The organism is Sutterella megalosphaeroides (assembly GCF_003609995.1).
Lineage (GTDB): Bacteria > Pseudomonadota > Gammaproteobacteria > Burkholderiales > Burkholderiaceae_F > Sutterella > Sutterella megalosphaeroides.
The window spans coordinates 839,058-857,293 of record NZ_AP018786.1; the positions used below are offsets into that span (position 1 = coordinate 839,058).

16 protein-coding genes are annotated in these 18,236 nt (G+C 63.8%); 11 read left to right on the forward strand and 5 right to left on the reverse strand.

Features of this window, described 5'->3' with window-relative positions; translation table 11 throughout:
* Nucleotides 1-60: 60 nt before the first annotated feature.
* Together S6FBBBH3_RS03770 and S6FBBBH3_RS03775 are read left to right on the forward strand one after the other, a co-directional pair.
* The gene (locus S6FBBBH3_RS03770) at nucleotides 61-954 is read left to right on the forward strand and encodes a LysR family transcriptional regulator (protein WP_170143808.1); all 894 of its coding nucleotides are present in this window, start codon (nucleotides 61-63) and stop codon (nucleotides 952-954) included.
* 141 nt (nucleotides 955-1,095) lie between these two features.
* Entirely contained in the window at nucleotides 1,096-2,160 is a 1,065-nt protein-coding gene (locus tag S6FBBBH3_RS03775; protein ID WP_120176484.1) for an alpha/beta hydrolase, read from the forward strand.
* 147 nt (nucleotides 2,161-2,307) lie between these two features.
* On the opposite strand, the gene S6FBBBH3_RS03780 is transcribed toward S6FBBBH3_RS03775, so the two are convergent.
* The gene (locus tag S6FBBBH3_RS03780; protein ID WP_120176485.1) at nucleotides 2,308-3,963 is read right to left on the reverse strand and encodes a sigma-54-dependent Fis family transcriptional regulator; all 1,656 of its coding nucleotides are present in this window, start codon (nucleotides 3,961-3,963) and stop codon (nucleotides 2,308-2,310) included.
* A 310-nt stretch (nucleotides 3,964-4,273) separates the two neighbouring features.
* Here S6FBBBH3_RS03780 and S6FBBBH3_RS03785 point away from each other — a divergent pair, with 310 nt between their 5' ends.
* From S6FBBBH3_RS03785 to S6FBBBH3_RS03795, 3 genes are all read left to right on the forward strand, one after another.
* Nucleotides 4,274-5,782, forward strand: coding sequence for a flavocytochrome c (locus tag S6FBBBH3_RS03785; protein WP_232008828.1), 1,509 nt, complete (start codon nucleotides 4,274-4,276; stop codon nucleotides 5,780-5,782).
* 57 nt (nucleotides 5,783-5,839) lie between these two features.
* On the forward strand, nucleotides 5,840-6,214 hold the full coding sequence (locus S6FBBBH3_RS03790; RefSeq protein ID WP_120176487.1) for a cytochrome c3 family protein: 375 nt from the start codon (nucleotides 5,840-5,842) through the stop codon (nucleotides 6,212-6,214).
* Nucleotides 6,215-6,423: 209 nt separating this feature from the next.
* A complete protein-coding gene (locus tag S6FBBBH3_RS03795) occupies nucleotides 6,424-8,082 on the forward strand; it encodes an HAL/PAL/TAL family ammonia-lyase (protein ID WP_120177811.1) in 1,659 nt (552 codons plus the stop codon).
* 120 nt (nucleotides 8,083-8,202) lie between these two features.
* Here the strand turns inward: S6FBBBH3_RS03795 and S6FBBBH3_RS03800 are convergent, their stop codons facing one another.
* Nucleotides 8,203-9,567, reverse strand: coding sequence for an OmpP1/FadL family transporter (locus tag S6FBBBH3_RS03800; RefSeq protein ID WP_120176488.1), 1,365 nt, complete (start codon nucleotides 9,565-9,567; stop codon nucleotides 8,203-8,205).
* Nucleotides 9,568-10,053: 486 nt separating this feature from the next.
* Nucleotides 10,054-10,548 carry a TIGR00645 family protein gene (locus S6FBBBH3_RS03805; RefSeq protein ID WP_120177812.1) on the reverse strand — a complete coding sequence of 165 codons (495 nt, stop codon included), beginning with the start codon at nucleotides 10,546-10,548 and terminating at the stop codon, nucleotides 10,054-10,056.
* A 210-nt stretch (nucleotides 10,549-10,758) separates the two neighbouring features.
* Here S6FBBBH3_RS03805 and ispF point away from each other — a divergent pair, with 210 nt between their 5' ends.
* The gene (ispF, locus tag S6FBBBH3_RS03810) at nucleotides 10,759-11,943 is read left to right on the forward strand and encodes a 2-C-methyl-D-erythritol 2,4-cyclodiphosphate synthase (RefSeq protein ID WP_120176489.1); all 1,185 of its coding nucleotides are present in this window, start codon (nucleotides 10,759-10,761) and stop codon (nucleotides 11,941-11,943) included.
* A gap of 99 nt (nucleotides 11,944-12,042) precedes the next feature.
* Here ispF and S6FBBBH3_RS03815 read toward each other — a convergent pair whose 3' ends face one another.
* Together S6FBBBH3_RS03815 and ompR are read right to left on the reverse strand one after the other, a co-directional pair.
* A complete protein-coding gene (locus S6FBBBH3_RS03815; RefSeq protein WP_120176490.1) occupies nucleotides 12,043-13,458 on the reverse strand; it encodes an ATP-binding protein in 1,416 nt (471 codons plus the stop codon).
* Between the two features lie 279 nt (nucleotides 13,459-13,737).
* Nucleotides 13,738-14,457 carry an osmolarity response regulator transcription factor OmpR gene (ompR, locus tag S6FBBBH3_RS03820; RefSeq protein ID WP_120176491.1) on the reverse strand — a complete coding sequence of 240 codons (720 nt, stop codon included), beginning with the start codon at nucleotides 14,455-14,457 and terminating at the stop codon, nucleotides 13,738-13,740.
* A gap of 369 nt (nucleotides 14,458-14,826) precedes the next feature.
* Between ompR and S6FBBBH3_RS03825 the strand changes: the two genes are divergently transcribed.
* The 5 genes from S6FBBBH3_RS03825 (at nucleotide 14,827) to S6FBBBH3_RS03845 (ending at nucleotide 18,225) form a co-directional block, all read left to right on the forward strand.
* Nucleotides 14,827-15,321, forward strand: coding sequence for a hypothetical protein (locus S6FBBBH3_RS03825; RefSeq protein WP_123957635.1), 495 nt, complete (start codon nucleotides 14,827-14,829; stop codon nucleotides 15,319-15,321).
* A gap of 255 nt (nucleotides 15,322-15,576) precedes the next feature.
* Complete coding sequence (gene tsaB, locus S6FBBBH3_RS03830) at nucleotides 15,577-16,320, forward strand: tRNA (adenosine(37)-N6)-threonylcarbamoyltransferase complex dimerization subunit type 1 TsaB (RefSeq protein ID WP_120176493.1); 744 nt, start codon at nucleotides 15,577-15,579, stop codon at nucleotides 16,318-16,320.
* A 20-nt stretch (nucleotides 16,321-16,340) separates the two neighbouring features.
* Complete coding sequence (rimI, locus tag S6FBBBH3_RS03835) at nucleotides 16,341-16,790, forward strand: ribosomal protein S18-alanine N-acetyltransferase (RefSeq protein WP_232008829.1); 450 nt, start codon at nucleotides 16,341-16,343, stop codon at nucleotides 16,788-16,790.
* A 42-nt stretch (nucleotides 16,791-16,832) separates the two neighbouring features.
* Complete coding sequence (locus S6FBBBH3_RS03840) at nucleotides 16,833-17,882, forward strand: uracil-DNA glycosylase (protein WP_120176495.1); 1,050 nt, start codon at nucleotides 16,833-16,835, stop codon at nucleotides 17,880-17,882.
* A 4-nt stretch (nucleotides 17,883-17,886) separates the two neighbouring features.
* On the forward strand, nucleotides 17,887-18,225 hold the full coding sequence (locus S6FBBBH3_RS03845; protein ID WP_120176496.1) for a YhdT family protein: 339 nt from the start codon (nucleotides 17,887-17,889) through the stop codon (nucleotides 18,223-18,225).
* Nucleotides 18,226-18,236: the final 11 nt, after the last annotated feature.

Genomic DNA, 18,236 nt, shown 5'->3' on the forward strand with positions numbered 1-18,236 from the left:
GTTGAATACATGCTCTTCGGGCATGGAAGTTTGTTGCCGACACTTTCAAAAGAAATCGCCATGGACATTCGCGTTCTTCGTTACTTCATCGCCGCCGTCGAGGCGGAAAGCATTTCGGGTGCGGCCGAGCGCCTGCACGTGACGCAACCGACGCTCTCGCGGCAGTTCATGGAGCTCGAAGCCGAACTCGGGCACGTGCTCTTCGTGCGCTCGAACCGCAAGTTGCGTCTCACCGAAAAAGGGCGCCTCTTTTTCGAGCGGGCCCGGGCGATCGTGGATTTGTGCGATCGCACCAAGCAGGAAATGCTCGAAGAGGACGAGCTTTCGGGCGAAATCCGCATTGCGGCGGGCGAAACGCCCGCCCTGAGAACATTCGCGCGCGCCGTCAAGCGCCTTCAGGAAATGGCGCCGAAAGTGCGCTGCACCATCGTGAGCGGCGCGGAACCGACGGTCAAGGCGGAATTGCATTCGGGACTCACCGATCTCGGCGTCTTCGTGGGAACGGCGGACGCGGCGGGTTACTCGACGATTCGCCTGCGTTCGAAAGACGTCTGGGGCGTGCTGACGCGTGCGGACGGTCCTTTTGCGGGAAAGAGCCGCATCGAAGCCCGAGATCTCGTCGGAGAACCGATCATTTGCTCGAGTCAGGCGTTCGAGCGCAACGAATTTGCGGGTTGGTTGAGGTATTTGGCCGAGGATTTTCGCATCGTCGGCACCTTCAACCTGCTCTTCAACGCGTATCTCTTGGCGGAAGCGGGCGTCGGACACGTGCTCGCGCTGGGCGGCATCGTCAATCCGGAACCCGAGAGCGGCCTTGTGTGGTTGCCGCTTTACCCGAAACTCGAGGCCGACGTGGTGGTGGCGTGGGAGAAAAACCGGCGGCTTACGAAACCCGCGGAGCTTCTCCTCGACCTCTTGCGCGAAGAAGAGGAGAAGCTCGACATCCATGCTTAAAAGGCATGAACGAGCGTAAAAAGAAAGTATTTGTTATTTGTTTGTCGGGCTCATAGACTTTTCGAAGTAAAAGCGCCGCGGCGAGTGCTCGCCCGCGGGCGATTCTCCGTACGTCATCCTCGCACCTTTTGGAGGCCGGATATGGCTGCTTCGATTCCCGAAACCCTTTGCAAAGCCGCGTTGGCGGCATCTCTGAGCCTGTGCGCCGCCGGAGCGCTTGCGGCGCCCGTCGAACCGAGCTCGATCGAGCCCGAACCCCTCAAGCTCACGGCCGAGTGGGACAAGGTGTTTGCACAAAGCGACCGGGTCACGCACGAAAAGATCACCTTCGTGAACCGCTACGGCATCACGCTCGCCGCGGATCTCTACAAGCCGAAAACGGGCGGAAACTTCGCCGCGATCGCCGTGAGCGGACCGTTCGGGGCCGTGAAGGAGCAGTCCTCGGGCCTCTATGCGCAGACGCTCGCCGAGCGCGGTTTCCTCACGATCGCGTTCGATCCTTCCTTTACGGGCGAGAGCGGCGGTAAACCCCGTTACGTCGCGTCGCCCGACATCAATACGGAAGACTTCAGTGCGGCGGTCGACTACCTCGCGACGCGCGGGGACGTCAATCCGGATCGCATCGGCATTCTCGGGATCTGCGGTTGGGGCGGCATGGCGCTCAACGCCGCCGCGATGGACACCCGCATCAAGGCAACGGTCGCCTCGACCATGTACGACATGAGTCGCGTCAACGCCCGGGGCTACTTCGACGCCACGGACGAGGAAGGACGCTACGAATTGCGCAAGACCCTCAACGAGCGGCGCACGCTTGACTACAAGGCGGGCCGTTACACGCTCGCGGGCGGACTTCCCGACGAACGCCCCGCCGAACCGCAGTTCGTCGCCGACTACTGGGACTACTACAAGACGGAGCGCGGTTACCACAAGCGCTCGCTCAATTCGAACGGCGGTTGGAATACGACGTCGTCCCTTTCCTTCATCAACATGCCGCTCCTCGCGTACGCGGGTGAAATCCGCAGCGCCGTCCTGCTCGTTCACGGCGAGAAGGCCCATTCGCGCTACTTCAGCGAGGACGCGTTCAAGCTCCTCAAGGGCGAGAACAAGTCGCTCGTCATCGTGCCGGGCGCGAACCATACGGATCTCTACGACAAGAAGATTCCGTTCGATACGATCGAAAACTTCTTCTCGACCTACCTGAAGTAAGGTCGCCGGCCGACCGAAACCGATCTTTCGGCCGAAGCTGAAATCGAAAGAGGCGAAGTGCCCGCGCGCTTCGCCTCTTTCCCTCTTTGCGTACGGTTCAAACGCATTCCGTGCACCGTTCGCTCTTTCTTCGCTCTTCACGGTGCCTCACGAGCGCTCGAACCGCTCGAACCCGAGTCGCCGCAGGCGGCTTCGGAGCGTGTTCGCGTTGAGGCCCGAGAGCCGCGCCGCACCGTGTTCGCCCGCCACCCGACCGTTCGTTTGCGCAAGGAGCGCTTCGAAGTAGCACCGTTGCACTTCTTCGAAGGTGAGGGAGGAAAGCGTTTCCCGGAGGACAACCTCACGGGACGTTTGCGATCCTTGCGGCGCTTCGGACATCGTGTCGCCCGGCTCGCTCCATGCGAGCTCCGGCGTGCGTGCGTCGCCGGACCGGGCGCCTCTCCGAAGGGTTTCGGGCTCGTCGCCGGGCTCGGCGTCTTCGTCGCCCGAATAGGCGAGGTGTTCGATCACTTCGGGGAGCGCCATGAGCGTTCGGGCGGCGACGTTGCGCAGTTGCCGAACGTTCCCGGGCCAGAGCTTTTCCTCCGCCTCGCGAAGCGCTGCGGGAAGTAAGGGCGGGACGTCCCGCAGCCCGTAGGCCTTCGCAAATTCCGAAAGAAAGAGGTTGAGAAGCGGCTCGATGTCGACCGTACGCTCTCGGAGGGGTTTGAGCCGCACGGGCAGCACGTTGATTCGGTAGTAGAGGTCGAGTCGGAACGCACCCGATCGGACGAGCGCTTCGAGGTTCCTGTTCGTTGCCGCGATGATCCGCACGTTGACGGGCACTTCGACCGTGCCGCCTACGCGGCGCACGCACTGGTTCTGAAGCGCGTGAAGGAGCTTCGCCTGCATCGAATGAGGCAACTCTCCGATTTCGTCGAGAAATAGCGTGCCGCCGTTCGCCTCTTCGAAAAAGCCGATGTGGCGCTTCACGGCGTTCGTGAAGGCGCCCGCTTCGTGCCCGAAAAATTCGCTTTCCATCAGGGGCTCGGGAATCGCCGAACAGTTGACGCGCACGAAGGGCGCGTCGCGTCGGGCGGACATGCGGTGCACGGTGTTGGCGACCACCTCTTTGCCGGTGCCCGATTCGCCCGTGATGAGCACGGGCACGTCAAAGCGCGCCGCCTGTCGCAGGAGTTCGGCGATTTCCGCCGCGGACGGGGTCGTGCGCAAAAGGCGCGAGAGGACGGATTCTTTCCCTTCGTGCTTGAGCGCTTCGGAAAGAGCGAGGTTTTCCGTCATGAGCTGCTCGTTCGCGCGCCGCAGTCGAATAGCCGCCGCAAACCCCACGTTGAGAGCGAAAAGCACGCGGAAGGATTCGAGCAGAGCCTCGTGCCGGGGCTCGAACGCTCGGGGCTTGCGGCTCCAGAAACACATGACGCCGAGGTGCTGCGTTTCGATGTGAAGCCGCATCATCACGAAACTGCGGATCTCGGGAAAGTAGGCGGGAGCAACGGCGCGCGTGAAGGGGTCTTCCGAAAGATCGGCAACGCGCCGGGTCGCAAAGTCGTCGCGATGGCGAAGCGCCAACGTCTCGGGCGAGAGTTCGATCACGTCGTACATCGTGCGCCCGCCCTCGGGACCCGCTTCGGCCAGGAATTCGATTCGCCCGCGCTCGGCGCGAAGGACGTTGACGAAAATTCCGTCGACGGGCACCCCTTCCTCGCGCAACGCGAGAAGCGTGCGGTGCAGCACGACGTCAAGACGGAGCGACCCTGTGAGAGCCTCCCATAGGCGATGCGGGTGAAGTTCGGAGAGTGACATGCGGAACCTCGTCGGTAAACGTACGGCAGGGAGAAGATAAAAACGATATGTCGTAGGATAACGATATTACGTGAATAAACTACGACATTTCGTAATTCTGAGGAAGAGACCCCTTCGGGATAACCCCGATAGGGAAAGTCGGAGTAAAGGGCGCGCTCCCCGAACGGTCGGGGGCGGGCGAGGAATTTCGGCGGGTTTCCTAGTTTGGCACGCTTCTTGCTTCTAATGGAAGTGACCCCGTCGTGACGCTGAGCGCGTCCGACGCTTGAACGAATTTTTTTAATAAACGGAGACCCATATGGAACAGCACATGACCTCCCGCCGTCGCCTCATCATCGGCGGAGCGCTCGGCTCGGCCGCGGCTTTGGCCGGCAACGTCGCGCAGGCCGCAACGAACGCGAAGCCCAAGTTCGACAAGGTGTACGACATCATCGTCGTCGGCTCGGGTTTTGCGGGGCTTGCCGCCGCGCTCGAAGCGCGACTCGGCGGCGCCGAAGTGCTTCTCATCGAAAAAATGCCCGCCTTCGGCGGCAATTCCGCGATCAACGGCGGCGCGTTCTCGGTTGCGGGTTCCCCCTTGCAGAAGAAGTTCGGGATCGAAGACTCGACCGACCGGATGCTTGCCGACATGATCAAGTCGGGGCGCGGTCTCTCGCACGTGGACCTTCTGAAGATGGTGGTCGAAGGGAGCCTGCCCGCTTATGAATTTACGCTCCGCCACGGCGTCAAGTACAAGGACTTCGTGCAGCACTTCGGCGGCCACTCCGTGCCGCGCACGCTCCAGACGGTTGAAAGTACCGGGGGCGGCATCACGCGTCCGCTCACGGAATCCTGCCGCAAGCACGGCGTGGAACTCCACCTCCACGCGAAGATGGAAGACTTCGTTCGCGCCGAAGACGGCCGCGTGATCGGTCTCACGGTGCGCGAACGCTACCAGTTCCCGAAGGAAGATTCGGGCGTTCTGCAGACCTACGGCGCCCGCAAGGGCGTGATCATGGCGACGGGCGGCTTCTCGCGCAACCTTTGGTTCCGCCGTCAGCAGGATCCGAGCCTCGACGAACGCCTCGACTCGACGAACCACCCCGGTGCGACGGGCGAAGGCCTCTTGAAGATGTTCGCGATCGGCGGTGCCCCGGTTCAGGTCGACCAGATCCAGCTCGGCCCCTGGTGCTCGCCCGACGAACGCGGCTTCGGGCTCGTCTCGCAGTTCAACACGATCGCCGGCTTCCCGATGGGGATTATGGTCGACGTGCGTACGGGGAAGCGCTTCTGCAACGAACTCGCCGACCGCAAGGAACGTACCGACGCGATTCTCGGCCTCATGGAAGACGGGAAGCCCGTCTACCCCGTGTGCTTCACGGACTCGAAGGGCGTCGAAAAGGCCCAGACCCTGAAGAACGGCCTCAAGTACGGCGTCATCAAGGCCTTTGACACGATCGAAGACCTCGCGAAGGCCTACGGCATTCCGGCGGATGCCCTCGTCGAACAGGTGAAGCGCTTCAACGCGATGGTGGCCGACAAGAACGACACGGAATTCCACCGTGCGCTCGACCTCGCGATTCAGCTCGACAAGCCTCCCTTCTACGCCTGCCGCGTCTGGCCGAAGGTGCACTACTGCATGGGCGGCGTCGGCATCACGGCGAAGGCCGAAGTCTATTCGGTCGAAGGGAAGGTGATCCCAGGGCTTTATGCCGCGGGCGAAGTCACGGGCGGCACGCACGGCGCTTCGCGCCTCGGCGGCTGCGCCATTGCGGACGGTCTCGTCATGGGCCGCGTCGCCGCGGACAACTGCCTCAAGATGAAGCCCGTCGCGCTCTGAGCCGACGGTACCGCGAATCCGTAATCACCACGAACCGAATACTTCAAAGGAATCCCCATGATCCGCAACGCTTTTGCCGCTCTCGGCGCGACCGCGCTCGCTCTTACGCTCGGCGCCGTCTCGCTCTCCGCCTCGGCCTCCGCCCCGACCGTGAAGCCCTACCACAAGGCGCTCACGGACTGTGCCGCCTGCCACACGCAGGAAAACGCCGTCGCCGGCAACCCCTTCGTCGTGCCGTCGGACAAGGCCTGCCTCGCCTGCCACGGCTCCTACAAGGACCTCGCGAAAAAGACCGAGAACCTGCCCGAGCCGAATCCGCACGCCTCGCACCACTACGGCGAGGGGATCGCCTGCACGGCCTGCCACAAGGAGCACGAACCTTCGAAGGTGTACTGCAACGAGTGCCACGAGTTCTCGTACAAGATCAAGTAACTCGCAAGCCTCTTGACGGGTGAAAGGGGCGCGCGAGCGTCCCTCACCCGAGCGGTTCGAGCCGCCCGACCGGACTCGAACCGCCCCGATTCGCTTCCGAACGGTCCGACCGCCGTTCGCAAGCCCGAACGCGCGGGTGGACCGTTTTTCGCGGTCGCTTTTGTTTCCGTTTCCGCTCCGCGCTTTCCTCTCCGAAAAAGGATATGACCATGAACGCATTCAAGACGACGGCCTTGGCCGCCGCTCTCGCCGCCTGCACCGCCGCGGGTGCCGCCACCGTCACGCTCGACGGGACTCGTCTGACGATCGAAGACGCCTGGGCCGTGGCCGAAGGCAAAGCCGACGTGGCGATCGCTCCCGAAGCCATGCGACTGCTCGAAGACTCGCACAAGCTCGTGATGGCCTCGGCCGCGAAGGGGCAGGCGGTCTACGGCCTCACCGTGGGCGTCGGTCTCAACAAGGACCAGAAGCTTTTTTCCGCCGACGGAACGCTCTCTCCCGAAGTGCTCGAAGCTTCGCGCGCGTTCAACTACAACGCGCTTCGCTCCCACTCCGCGGGTGCGGGCGACATGATGCCGACGAACCTCGCGCGCCTCTCGATGGTGATTCGCTTGAATACGCTACTCACCGGCAAATCGGGCGCTCAGGCGCGCGTCGCGGAACTCTACCGCGACCTCCTCAACAAGGGCGTCACTCCCCTCATCCCCTCGGAAGGGTCCGTGGGCGAAGCCGACATTCTGCTTGCCTCTCACGTCGGCGCCGTCATGATCGGCGAATGGAAGGCGGAAGTCGACGGCCGCGTCGTCTCCGGTAAGGAAGCGCTCTCGAAGGCGGGGATCGATCCCCTCGTCCCGGAAGGAAAGGACGCCTTGGCGATCCTCTCGAACAACTCCGTCGCCATGGCCTACGCGATCGACGCCGCCCGCAACGCGGCGCGCATCGTGCGCCTGACGCCGACGGTCTACGGGCTTTCGCTTGAGGGCTTGAACGGGAACGTCGCGCCGATTTTGCCGCAAACGATCGGCACGCGCCCCTTCGAAGGGCTCTCCGAAACGGCCGCCGACATGCGCGACGTGCTCACCGGGTCGTACCTCTGGAAGTCGGACGCAACGCGCCCGCTCCAGGATCCGCTCTCCTTCCGCGTGACGGTCTACGGTCTCAACGAAGCGCGTCGCGCGCTCACCGATCTGAACGCCCAGATTCTGGTGCAAATCAACAGCACGGACGACAACCCGTCGACCATTCTCAACGCGGACGAGGCGTACCGCGCCGAATCGACTCAAGTGGCGGGGTACTTTGTTGAAGGAAACGGCGTGAAGGGAGCGATTATCCCCTCGGGGAACTTCAATCCCTTGCCCGTCGCGCTCGCGCTCCAGCGCACGTCCCTTGCGATGGCGCACCTCTCGCACTACAGCGTGCAGCGCACCGTGCACCTTTCGTACGACCACTTCACGGGTCTCACGCGCTTCCTCTCCGACCCCGACAACAAGGGGCACGCGTTCGGTGCCATTCAGAAAGCGTTCATGGGGCTCCATGTCGACAACATGGCGCTCGCCCAGCCCGTGAGCCTTTACGGGATGCCCGTTGCGGGTGAAATCGAAGACACCTTCACGAATCTTCTCCAGGCCGCGAAGCGCCTCGGCTCGATCGACCGGAATCTCATGCAGATCTATTCGCTTGAGACGCTCCACGCCGCCCAGGCCGTCGATCTTCGTCGCAATCTGAAGACGAAGGACCTCACGCTCGGCACGAAGACGCAGGTCTTCTACGACGCGTACCGCAAGGCGGTTCCGTACGTGAAGTCGGATCGCATCTTCACCGACGACATCCGTCGCGGCGTTGAAGTGCTCGAAGCGTACGAGCCGTAATCGATCGACTCTTCAAGCCATAAAAACGAAACGACCTCGACGCCCGCAACGGGTTTCGAGGTCGTTTTTGCATGGTAATCGGACTCGGGCGGGACGCACCCGCCCGGTCGGCCGATCCGCTTAGAAGCGGTACTGGGCCTGGACGCCGAGAAGGAACGCGTCGAGCTTGCGGAACTTGCCGAGCTCCTGACCGTTCTCCTTGCTGTAGAGGGAGCGTTCGTGCACGCCGTGCAGGTGCGCGAAGGCGACGTCCGTCTGGAAGTCCTTCGTCCAGTTGAAGGTCGAGCCGACGGCGAACCACCAGCGGTCCGCGTCCGGAATGATCGCCGTACGGGTTTCGCGTTCCTGGATGGGCGAGGTTTCGTAAGCGATACCGCCGCGCAGCGTCCAGAAGGAGTTGACGCGGACGTCGCCGCCCACGGCGTAGAGGTACGTGTCGCGCCAGTTGTTGCGGATGTAGCTCATGCCTTCGACCATCTGGCCGACCACGGCACCGACACCAGGCTTCGCTTCGTCAGGCAGTTGGCTGATGCCATGCTGGATGGCGCCTTCAAGAGCGGACGTGTCGACCTTGAGCGATTCGAAGCTCGACCAGTCGGTCCAGCGGAACGTGGCGTAGAGGCTCAGCCAGCTGTTGACGTCCCAGGCCGCGCTCATCATGGCCCAGGCGGGAGCCGAGACGACGGCGCCCGAATCGTACGTACCGTTGAAGAGGTTAAGCGGAACCTGAGCCACATGGCCGTTGCCGAGGTCGGCGCTGAGAGGCGCAAGACCGTCGATCGTCAGATCGCCTTCGGCCTTGTGCTGGATCTGCGAACGGTAGGAAAGACCGAGGCGAACGTTTTCAACCGGCATGAAGAGGATGCCGGCGTTCCAGCCCCAGGCCGTGCTCGTCGCTTCGAGCTGACCGTGAACGTTCGTCGTGCCGGTGCCCGTCGGAGCCGTGCCGCCCATGCCGAGCGACGCGTCGACGTACTGGAACGAAACGCCCGCGCCGAGGCGAACCTTGTCCGTCACCTTCCAAGCGACGCTCGGGTTGAAGTCGAACACCATGATTTCGGCGTCCGTGCCGTGATCCTTGTGGGCCCAGTTGCGGTCGTATTCGGTCGACATGCCGAAGGGAACCGTGAAGGAGAAGCCCACCCAGGTCGTGTCGTTCACCTGGTGCGAGATGTAGGCGTGCGGAACGAGTTCGGGCGCCTTGCGGCCGTTTTCGGTCGTGCCGTCGTTGCCGGCGTAGTCGAGGTTGAGACCCACGCCGACGAAGCCCAACTGGGCGGCGGTGCCCGGGGTGAGCGTCATGCTCGCGGGGTTGTAGTAGACGCCCGAGACGTCGGAGCCGTCGACGCCCGCACCGGCGTAGGCACGGCCGAGGCCGAGGGCGGACTGTTCGGTAAGCTGGAAGCCGCCGGCATTGGCCGCGGACGCGAAAAGGGACGCAACGGCAGCCGCGGCCGCAGCGATCTTGAAGGAGGTGTTCTTCACGATGTCTGTTCCTTGCTTCGGACCCTTCGGGTTCTCGAAGACGGGTTCTGCTCAGTGAGCTTGTTTGTGCTTTTTTGCTTGTTTTCGGTCGGCGATCTGCCTCGGAAGGACGCTCGCCGACGTGCGGAGGGAGAGGATACCGAAGCTCGGAGGAAAGGTCTAGCGGTAAACCCTTAAGGTGAGGCGAGAAAACAACCCGCAGCGATGCGACGGATGAGGTCGGATGAGGTGCGACTACCCCTCCGACGACCTGTGACATTTTGTCAATGTCATTGAAAAACGTGAAATTTTAAGGTGCCTTCGCAGGGCGTTCGGAGCATCGTGTTCGCGAGGGATACCTTATCCGTGCTAATCCGAAAAAGATGGAGGCGGGCGTGCTCTCAAGCGGCTTAAGCGACCCGGCCCGGCGAAGAAAAAGGGCCGCCCGAGCGTTCGGGCGACCCTTCGAAAGTTTGCGAGCCCGAAGTGCTTCGGGCTCGGAGGGCGTCAGTGCGCCTCTTTGTGCATGAGGTCGATCTTGGCCATCACGACGGCCGAGAGGACGAACGTGAGGTGAATCACGACGTACCAGAGGAGCTTCGAATCGGGGATCGTCTGAAGTTCCATGAAGACGCGCAGGAGGTGAATCGACGAAATGGCGACGATCGACGCGGCGACCTTGTTCTTGAGCGAGCCCGCATCCATCTTGCCGAGCCATTCGAGCTTCTCGGTGTGCTCTCCGATGTTGAGGGCCGAGACGAAGTTTTCGTAGCCCGAGAACATCACCGTGACGATGAGACCTCCCACAAGGCCCATGTCAATAAGGGAAAGGATGCCGAGAATGAGGTCCGCTTCCGCGAGCTCCAGAACATGCGGCAGGATATGGAAGACTTCCTGGAAAAATTTGATCGCCAGAGCGAGGAGTGCGGCCGAGAGCCCGATGTAGATCGGGGCGAGAAGCCAGCGGGCGGCGTACATGAGGCGTTCGAAAAAGACTTCCATGGTCGTGAAGAGCGAGTTGCGGTTCGTTGGCGGTTGGAAAAGCGGGCGGTCGTCGACGCGAACGTGTAGATCGTCGTGGACGAGCCGCACGAGGGATCGTCATTTTCTCACGGCGGGCGGAAAAATTCCCGCCCGCATCGCGCTTCGATTGGCTATTCTTGCGACATCGTTCGATTTTTTTCGTCTTTTTTTATTCGAGGGGCCGCCGTCATGTCCGCTTCCGCCGAAACCTCGCGCATCGTCGCGCTCATCTGTGCCGCGGGCGTCGGGCGCCGCATGGGCGCCGATCGTCCGAAGCAGTATCTAAAATTGGGCGCCCTGCCTATGCTCGTGCACACGGTGCGCGCGATCGCTTCGGTCGGGCGCGTCGCGGAAACGGTCGTCGTCGTGAGTCCCGAGGATCCCTATATCGACGAGACGGCCCGCGACTTCCCCGAGGGCGTTCGCGTACTGCGAGCGGGCGGCGCAGAACGGGCGGACTCCGTCTTGAACGGGCTTCTCGCCGCGGGTTTTCCCGACGACGCGCTCGTTCTTGTTCACGATGCGGCGCGCCCCTGCGTGCGCCCGAGCGAGGTCGAGCACCTGATCGACGAGGTGCTTGCGGACCCGCAGGCAGCCGGGGGCCTTTTGGCCGTCCCGATGTCGGATACCGTGAAGCGCGCCGACCAAGATCGGCGGGTCGTCGAAACGCTCCCGCGCGAAGCGCTCTGGCGTGCGGCCACCCCGCAGTGCTTCCGCGCGGGCGAACTGATTGCGGCCCTTTCGGGCGACCGCACCGGAATCACCGACGAAGCCTCCGCCATGGAGCGTGCCGGGCACGTCGTCAAGGTGGTTTCGGGTCGAACGACCAACATCAAGGTCACACAGCCGGGCGACGAAAAGATCGCCGGCCTTCTTTTGGGAGACGCTTCCGTGATTCCTCTTCGCATCGGTCAGGGGTACGATTCCCACCGACTTGTTCCCGGGAGGCCGCTCATTTTGGGCGGCGTCGAAATTCCGCATACGACGGGCCTTGACGGCCATTCGGATGCGGATGTTCTCTTGCATGCCGTAACCGACGCCGTCCTCGGGGCGAGCGCTCTCGGGGACATCGGGCAGCACTTTCCCCCTTCGGACCCCGCCTGGAAGGGTGCGGACAGTCGCAAGCTCCTCGCCGAAGTCGTGCGCCTGGCGCGCGCCAAGGGCTGGGGGATCGTCAACGTCGACGCGACGATCGTCGCCGAACGCCCGAAGATCGGTCCGCACATGGCGGCGATCCGCGCGAGCCTCGCGGCGACGCTCGGCGTCTCGGAAGAGGTCGTGAACGTGAAGGCGAAGACGAACGAAAAGATGGACGCGGTCGGCCGCGAAGAAGGGATGATGGCGCACGCCGTGGCGCTCATGGCCCGCATTTGATTCGCCCGACACCGCCGACTCGAAAAAGAAAGGCGCCCGGATCTTCCGGGCGCCTTTTCACTTCGAGGGCCTTGAGCTTTCGTGACGCTTCAACGTTGTTCAGCGTCGCTCTTCGAGCTTTTGCGCGGCCTTGTCCTGCTCTTTGAGCGCCTTTTTGAGTGCTCCCTTCGTCACGATCGGGAAGCGTACGCGCACAAGGAGCCCGTGCGGGTCGGCGTCTCCCAACTGCACGGTGCCGCCCGAGCGGCGCACGATGCGGTCGACAATCGCAAGACCGAGCCCCGACCCCGTCACGCCGCTTCGGGCGCTCTCGCCTCGTTCGAAAGGACGCATGACGCGTTCGCGCTCTTCGGCGGGGAGGCCCTTCCCTTCGTCCGACACGGTGAGAAGCGCCGTGCGGCCGTCGGGTTCGCGCTTCAATTCGAGCGTGAGGTAAAGCGTCCCGTCCTCGCTTCGGCCGTAGCGCTGCGCGTTCGTCACGAGATTCTGAATGGCGCGCGAAAGCTCCAAGGGATGCGCCATCACCCAGATTTCCGGATCGAGTCGGGTGGCGAGCTTCACCGTCGCGTCCGATTCGATGCGGGCGATCTGCAAGGCCGCTTCGACCGCTTCGCCGAAATTCACCATCACCTGATCCTCGTTCGAGCGACGCGCGTAGGCGAGGAACTGATTGACGATGTTTTCCATCTGTTCGAGGTCGCTCACCATGGCGTTGCGGGAATCTTCGGGAAGGTCCGCGAGTTCCACTTCAAGACGCAGACGCGTGATCGGCGTACGAAGGTCGTGGGAGACCCCCGCAAGAAGGAGTTCTCGGTCGGCTTCGATTCGCTTCAGGTCGCTCACCATCTGGTTGAAGGAGCTGTTGACGGCCTGAATTTCCGCGGTCGACGCGTCTTCGGGAAGGGGATCGGGGTCTTGCCCCCGGCCCAACTGCGTCGCAAAGAGCGAGAGGCGCGCCAAGGGCTGAATCACGTGCCGCGTGAGGGCGGTTGCGCCGAAGAGCGACGCAAGGCCCGCCGCCAACGCCCACCAGAGCCAGGCGGTGCCGTAGGGCGGATCGAGCGCGTCGTCCTTCGTTTGGAGCCAATAGGCGTCCCCGTCGATGTCAAAGGAGACCCAGAGGCCGTTGTTGCCGTTGACGCGCGTCGCGACGATCGTCTCGGGCCCGAGCGACGTTTTGACGAGCTGATCGATGAGGCCGTTGAACCCTTCGCCCGAGAGGCGCACCACCTTGTCGGTCTCGTCTCGGGGGGAGATGAGGACGCCCTCGCGGGCGGCGAGTACCTTGAGGAGGTCGAGTCGATACAAGGGGTCGGCCGTCACGAGCGCGTACTTCGTGATGTTCACGGTCGAGACGAGGTGTTGCGCCACGCCCTGGGAGTAGGGGAGTTCGGAGAGCACGCGAAAGCTCTGCAGCCAGCCGATCACGGAGAAGAAAAGGAGGCCGCAAAGGAGCAGAAAAGTGCGCCAGAAAAGACTGGGGCGGCGGTTTTTGAGTTGGGCGATCCAGGACATGCGACGGTGCCCCGCCGAAGGGGGCGTGAAGAGGTGTCGATCGAATCGGGGCGCGGAGAGCGCGCCGAGCGGGCGCGTCGGGCCGAGGGCATCGCAAGAGCGGCTCGGGCCGAAGGCCGGGGTGTTGTACCGAGCATCATAGCGGAAGACGGCCGTCCGACGAACGCCCTACGGACCGAAGAACCGAAGGCCGGTGAAAAAAAGAAGGACGCCGATCGACTCGGGCGTCCTTCTCGGGAAACCGGGGGGCGTCGGAAGGGCGCCCCAACAGGTTCGGTATCAGCTCTGGCCGTCCGGAATGAAGACGTAGCCGAGCCCCCAAACGGTCTGCAGATAGCGGGGCTTCGAGGGATCGGGTTCGATCAGCTTGCGAAGGCGCGAAACCTGCACGTCGAGCGACCGGTCGAAGGCTTCGTATTCGCGACCGCGGGCCATTTCCATGAGCTTGTCGCGCGACAAGGGCTGGCGCGGGTGACGCGCGAAGGCCTTCAAAACGGCGAATTCGCCCGTCGTGAGCGGCACGGGCTGGCCGTTTTTGGTGAGCACGCGCGTGCCGAGGTCGAGTTCGAACGCGCCGAATCGCACCACTTCGTCCGCCATGGAGGGAGCGCCCGGAGCGTCGGGCGCCGGACGACGGCGCAGCACCGCGTGGATGCGGGCGAGGAGTTCGCGCGGGTTGAAGGGCTTGGCGATGTAGTCGTCCGCCCCGAGTTCGAGACCGAGAATGCGGTCGACGTCTTCGCCGCGGGCCGTGAGCATGATGATCGGGGTCATGTCCTTCTGGCCGCGCAGGCGCTTCAGAATGGCAATGCCGTCTTCGCCCGGCATCATGAGGTCGAGAATCAGGGCATCGAAGTGTTCGCGCAGCCAGAGGCGGTTCATGCTCGCAGCGTTTTCGGCCACGAACACCTGGAAGCCGTTTTCGCCGAGATAGCGGCGCAAAAGGTCGCGAAGTCGGGGGTCGTCGTCAACGACGAGAATCTTGGGGGTGCGTTCCATGATGCTCCTCTGGGGCGGTGCCGCGTCGGGGGTGGCGCCGGAAGGGTAGAGGCCCCTTCCGCGTCCGGACGCAAATGCGGCTTCCGCCGGTGGTTGTCGGCCGAGGGCCCGCAGGCCCTCGGATTCCGTAGGTAATTATTTCGTATTGTCTCTCTTCGGGCGGCCCTTTGCCAACGGGGCCGAACACCCGGTTACGAAATGGGCCGTAAGCGCCCCCGGCGGGGGTCGGGTCCCCGAAAAAAGTTCGTAACGTTTTTTCCAATTTGAGTCTACCCGCGCGCAAAGCTCGATGTTAAATTCGGAGGCGAATCGAGACCAACCGAGACTTAACCCATGCATAAGCTCACAAAAACCGGACTTTTAGCCGCCGTGTTCGCTTGTGTTTCCGTCGGTTCGGCCGCCGAAAACGAATGGTCGACGCCGCTCGGCGCGGCCCTGGTGAAACCGGGCGAGAAAGCCCCGACGGCGACCGACTGCGGCGGCGACGTACCTTGCGTACGGCTCTGGAGCCAGATGTCGGCCGACGAACGCGCGAAGCTCTGGCCCTATCTGGACGACGTGTCGCGCACCTCGCACTGGCGCGAGATGAACCGCGCGGAGCGCGAAGCGCTCAAATCGCGGCTTTGCCCGCGCGACGTCGAAGCCCTGCGGCACCGCTTCACGCTGAAGTCGACCGAAGAATGCACCGAGTCGGGCCCGAAGCGGTTGCGCTCCCGCATGGCCGACGAGGCGGACCGTCGCCTGATGCGCGAACAGATTCTCGAAGTGCACATGGAGTTGTCGGGCGCCGAACACCGCTCGCACCCCCGCGCGCTGAGAGCGCCCGAGCCGATCGAGAAGGCCCGAACGCCCGAGGAAAAGTAAGCGTTTGCGACACATTGCGACACGCATGCGACATGCAGCAAGACGCTGGCCCGAAAACGGTCGGCGTTTTCTTTTCTTTTCGTTTCGCTTCGTACTCCGAACGCCGCATGCCGTCCTCTGCCGACCGTTGCCGAGCAGCCCGGTCGGGCCCCTCTATACTATAATGAAGGACCCTTGAGGGAGCCCGGTGCGGGCTCCCGATTTTGAATTCGACAGCTGTGCGTCCGCCTCGTGCGGGCGCTTGCGGGAACCTTCATGACTTCTTCGAACCCCCTTCTTCTCGCTCTCGACACCGCGCAGGAAGACTGCGCCGCTGCGCTCCTTCGCGACGGCAAGCTTTTGGCCGTCCGGTGCGAACACGTCGGGAACCGTCACGCCGAATGCGTTTTGGGCCTGATCGACGCCGTGCTCGCCGAGGCGGGCGAACGGAAGGCGAACCTCTCGGCCGTCGCCTTCGGGGCGGGACCGGGAAGCTTCACGGGGTTGCGCGTTGCGTGCGGCGTCGCGCAGGGCCTTGCCTGGGCGTTGCAACTCCCCGTCCTCGCGGTTTCGAATCTCGAAGCCGTCGCGCTCCTGGCCGCCCGTGAAAAGGGCCTTGCTCCGGGCGACCGAATTCTCGTTGCGAACGACGCCCGCATGAACGAATGCTACGCGGCGCTTTACGAAGTGTGCGACCCCGCGACGGGGCGCTACTTCACGTGCCTTGCGGAACCCGCTCTTCTGAAGCCCGAAGTCGTTCCCGTCGCCGCGCGCGAGGGCGGTGCGAAGCTCGTCGCGGGCAGTGCCCCGGTGCAGTTCCCCGAAGTGTTTGAGGGCGCCGCCGCGGAAGGGCTCGAACTCTTCCCGCGCACCGAAAGCGCCCCCGAAGAAATCGCGCTTCTCGGCGAAGCGATGTTCCGTCGCGGCGAAGCGGTCGAGCCTCAGGCGGCCGCGCCCTTCTATGTGCGCAACCGCGTGGCGCTCACGATGGCGGAACGCGCGGCCGGGGAAAAGCTTTGATGCGGGTCGACGTGCGGCCCATGACGGCCGAAGATCTCGATTGGGTGACGGCGGCGGAAGCCGAAGTGGAATTCACCCCCTGGACGCGACGCAATTTCGAAGATTCGATTGCCGAAGGGAGCCCCGTGCGCGGTCACGCGCACGTGTTGACGGTCGACGGCGTCCCCGCGGGTTGGGCCGTGATGCACCCCGTGCTCGACGAACTCGAACTTCTCATCATCGGCGTCGCGAAAGCCTGGCAGCGCCGGGGCTTGGGGCGAAAGCTTCTCTCGGACTTGATCGAGTCCGCCCGGGGGAAATTCGTGTGCGTGCACTTGGAAGTGCGCGCCTCGAACACGCCTGCGCGCTCGCTTTACGACGCGCTCGGCTTCGAGGAAGTCGGTCGCCGCAAGAATTACTACCGTACCGAATCGGGTCGGGAGGACGCGATCCTCATGCGGCTCGATCTCGCCGAGTCCGCGGGCGCGTGAGGCCCGGGACCCTTTCATTCGAACGAAATTTTGGGAGCGCTCATGTCCGACGCAACGGAGAACCACGACGACGTCCCCGGTTGGGGCGACGCCGACCCGGAAGCCTTCGAGCGGCTCGCCCGCATCTGGGACGCACTCGGCTGCGGTCCCCTCTGGCTCGAGCGCTCGACGCCCGATCCGCTCTTCGACCCGATCACGCGCCGCGCGCTCCTCGGTGAAAAGGTGCAGCCGGGCGCGGCTCCCGCAGCTCCTTCGGCTCCCTCGGCCGCTGCTTCCTCCGCTCCCGCCGCGCCGCAACCCGCGCCCCGATTCGGGCGTCCCGCGCAGGCGCCGGGCGCCGCGGCCCCGCAGCGCCCCCGCGCTCCGCAGGGGGCTCAAACCCAAGCGCCGACCCGTCCGGGTCCTCAGGCGCAAGCCCCTCAAGGGTCTCAAGCCGCTCCCGCGCCAATTCCGATTCTCTCCGAGGAGACCAAGGCCAAAATCCGCACGGCCGACTGGGCGACCCTTGAAGGGCTCGTTCGCGACTGCACGGCCTGTCCGATTTCGAAAACCCGACAGCACCCCGTCTTTGCCGAAGGGGCGCCGGGTCCGAAGTTGGTGCTTGTGGGCGAAGCCCCCGGGGCCGAAGAAGACCTCCAGGGGATTCCGTTCGTCGGGAAGTCGGGGAAGTTGCTTACCGCGATGCTCGATGCGATCGCCGTGCGACGGAAAGACGACATCGTCATTTTGAACGCCTTGAAGTGCCGTCCGCCCCAGAACCGCAATCCCGAGCCCGCCGAGACGGCCTGCTGCAGTCACTACCTCGAGCGCCAGTTGGAGATTCTGAAACCCGACGTTCTCTTCCTGATGGGGCGCTTTGCGGTGCAGACGGTGCTCAAAGACCGGGCGGCAGCGATTTCGCGCCTGCGCGGCGTCGTGCACGAAGCGGAACTCTCGGACGGCCGCAAGGTGAAGTGCGTCGTGAGCTACCACCCCTCGTACCTCTTGCGCTCGCCCGGCGAAAAGGCGAAGGCCTGGGAGGACCTCGTCCTCCTGCGGCGCACGATGCGCGAAGCGGGGATCCCCGTGCGCGAACGGGAAAAGCACTGGTAACGCGATGAGTTCGGAAAGCGAAAAGCCGGCCGACGCTCCGATCGTCGACTACGACGAGGCGCTGCGCGCGACGCACCGCGAAGCGGCGGCGACCCTCGTCGTGGCGGTCCTGATCGCCCTCTTTTTCTGGGGTGCGATCGGGCTCCTCCACGACGTGCCGGGGACGAGCGGGGGGTTCCCCTTATGGTTCTGGTGGGCGGTTCCGGGCGGCTACCTCGCGTCGATTGCGGGGGTGGTGTGGCTCGTTCGTCGGGTCTTTCGGAATTTCTCGCTCGACCTGACGCCCGATTCGACGCCCGAAAAGCCTTCCCGCACGTCGTCCGAATCCGCTCTTCGCTCGTAACCCGTCGAGAC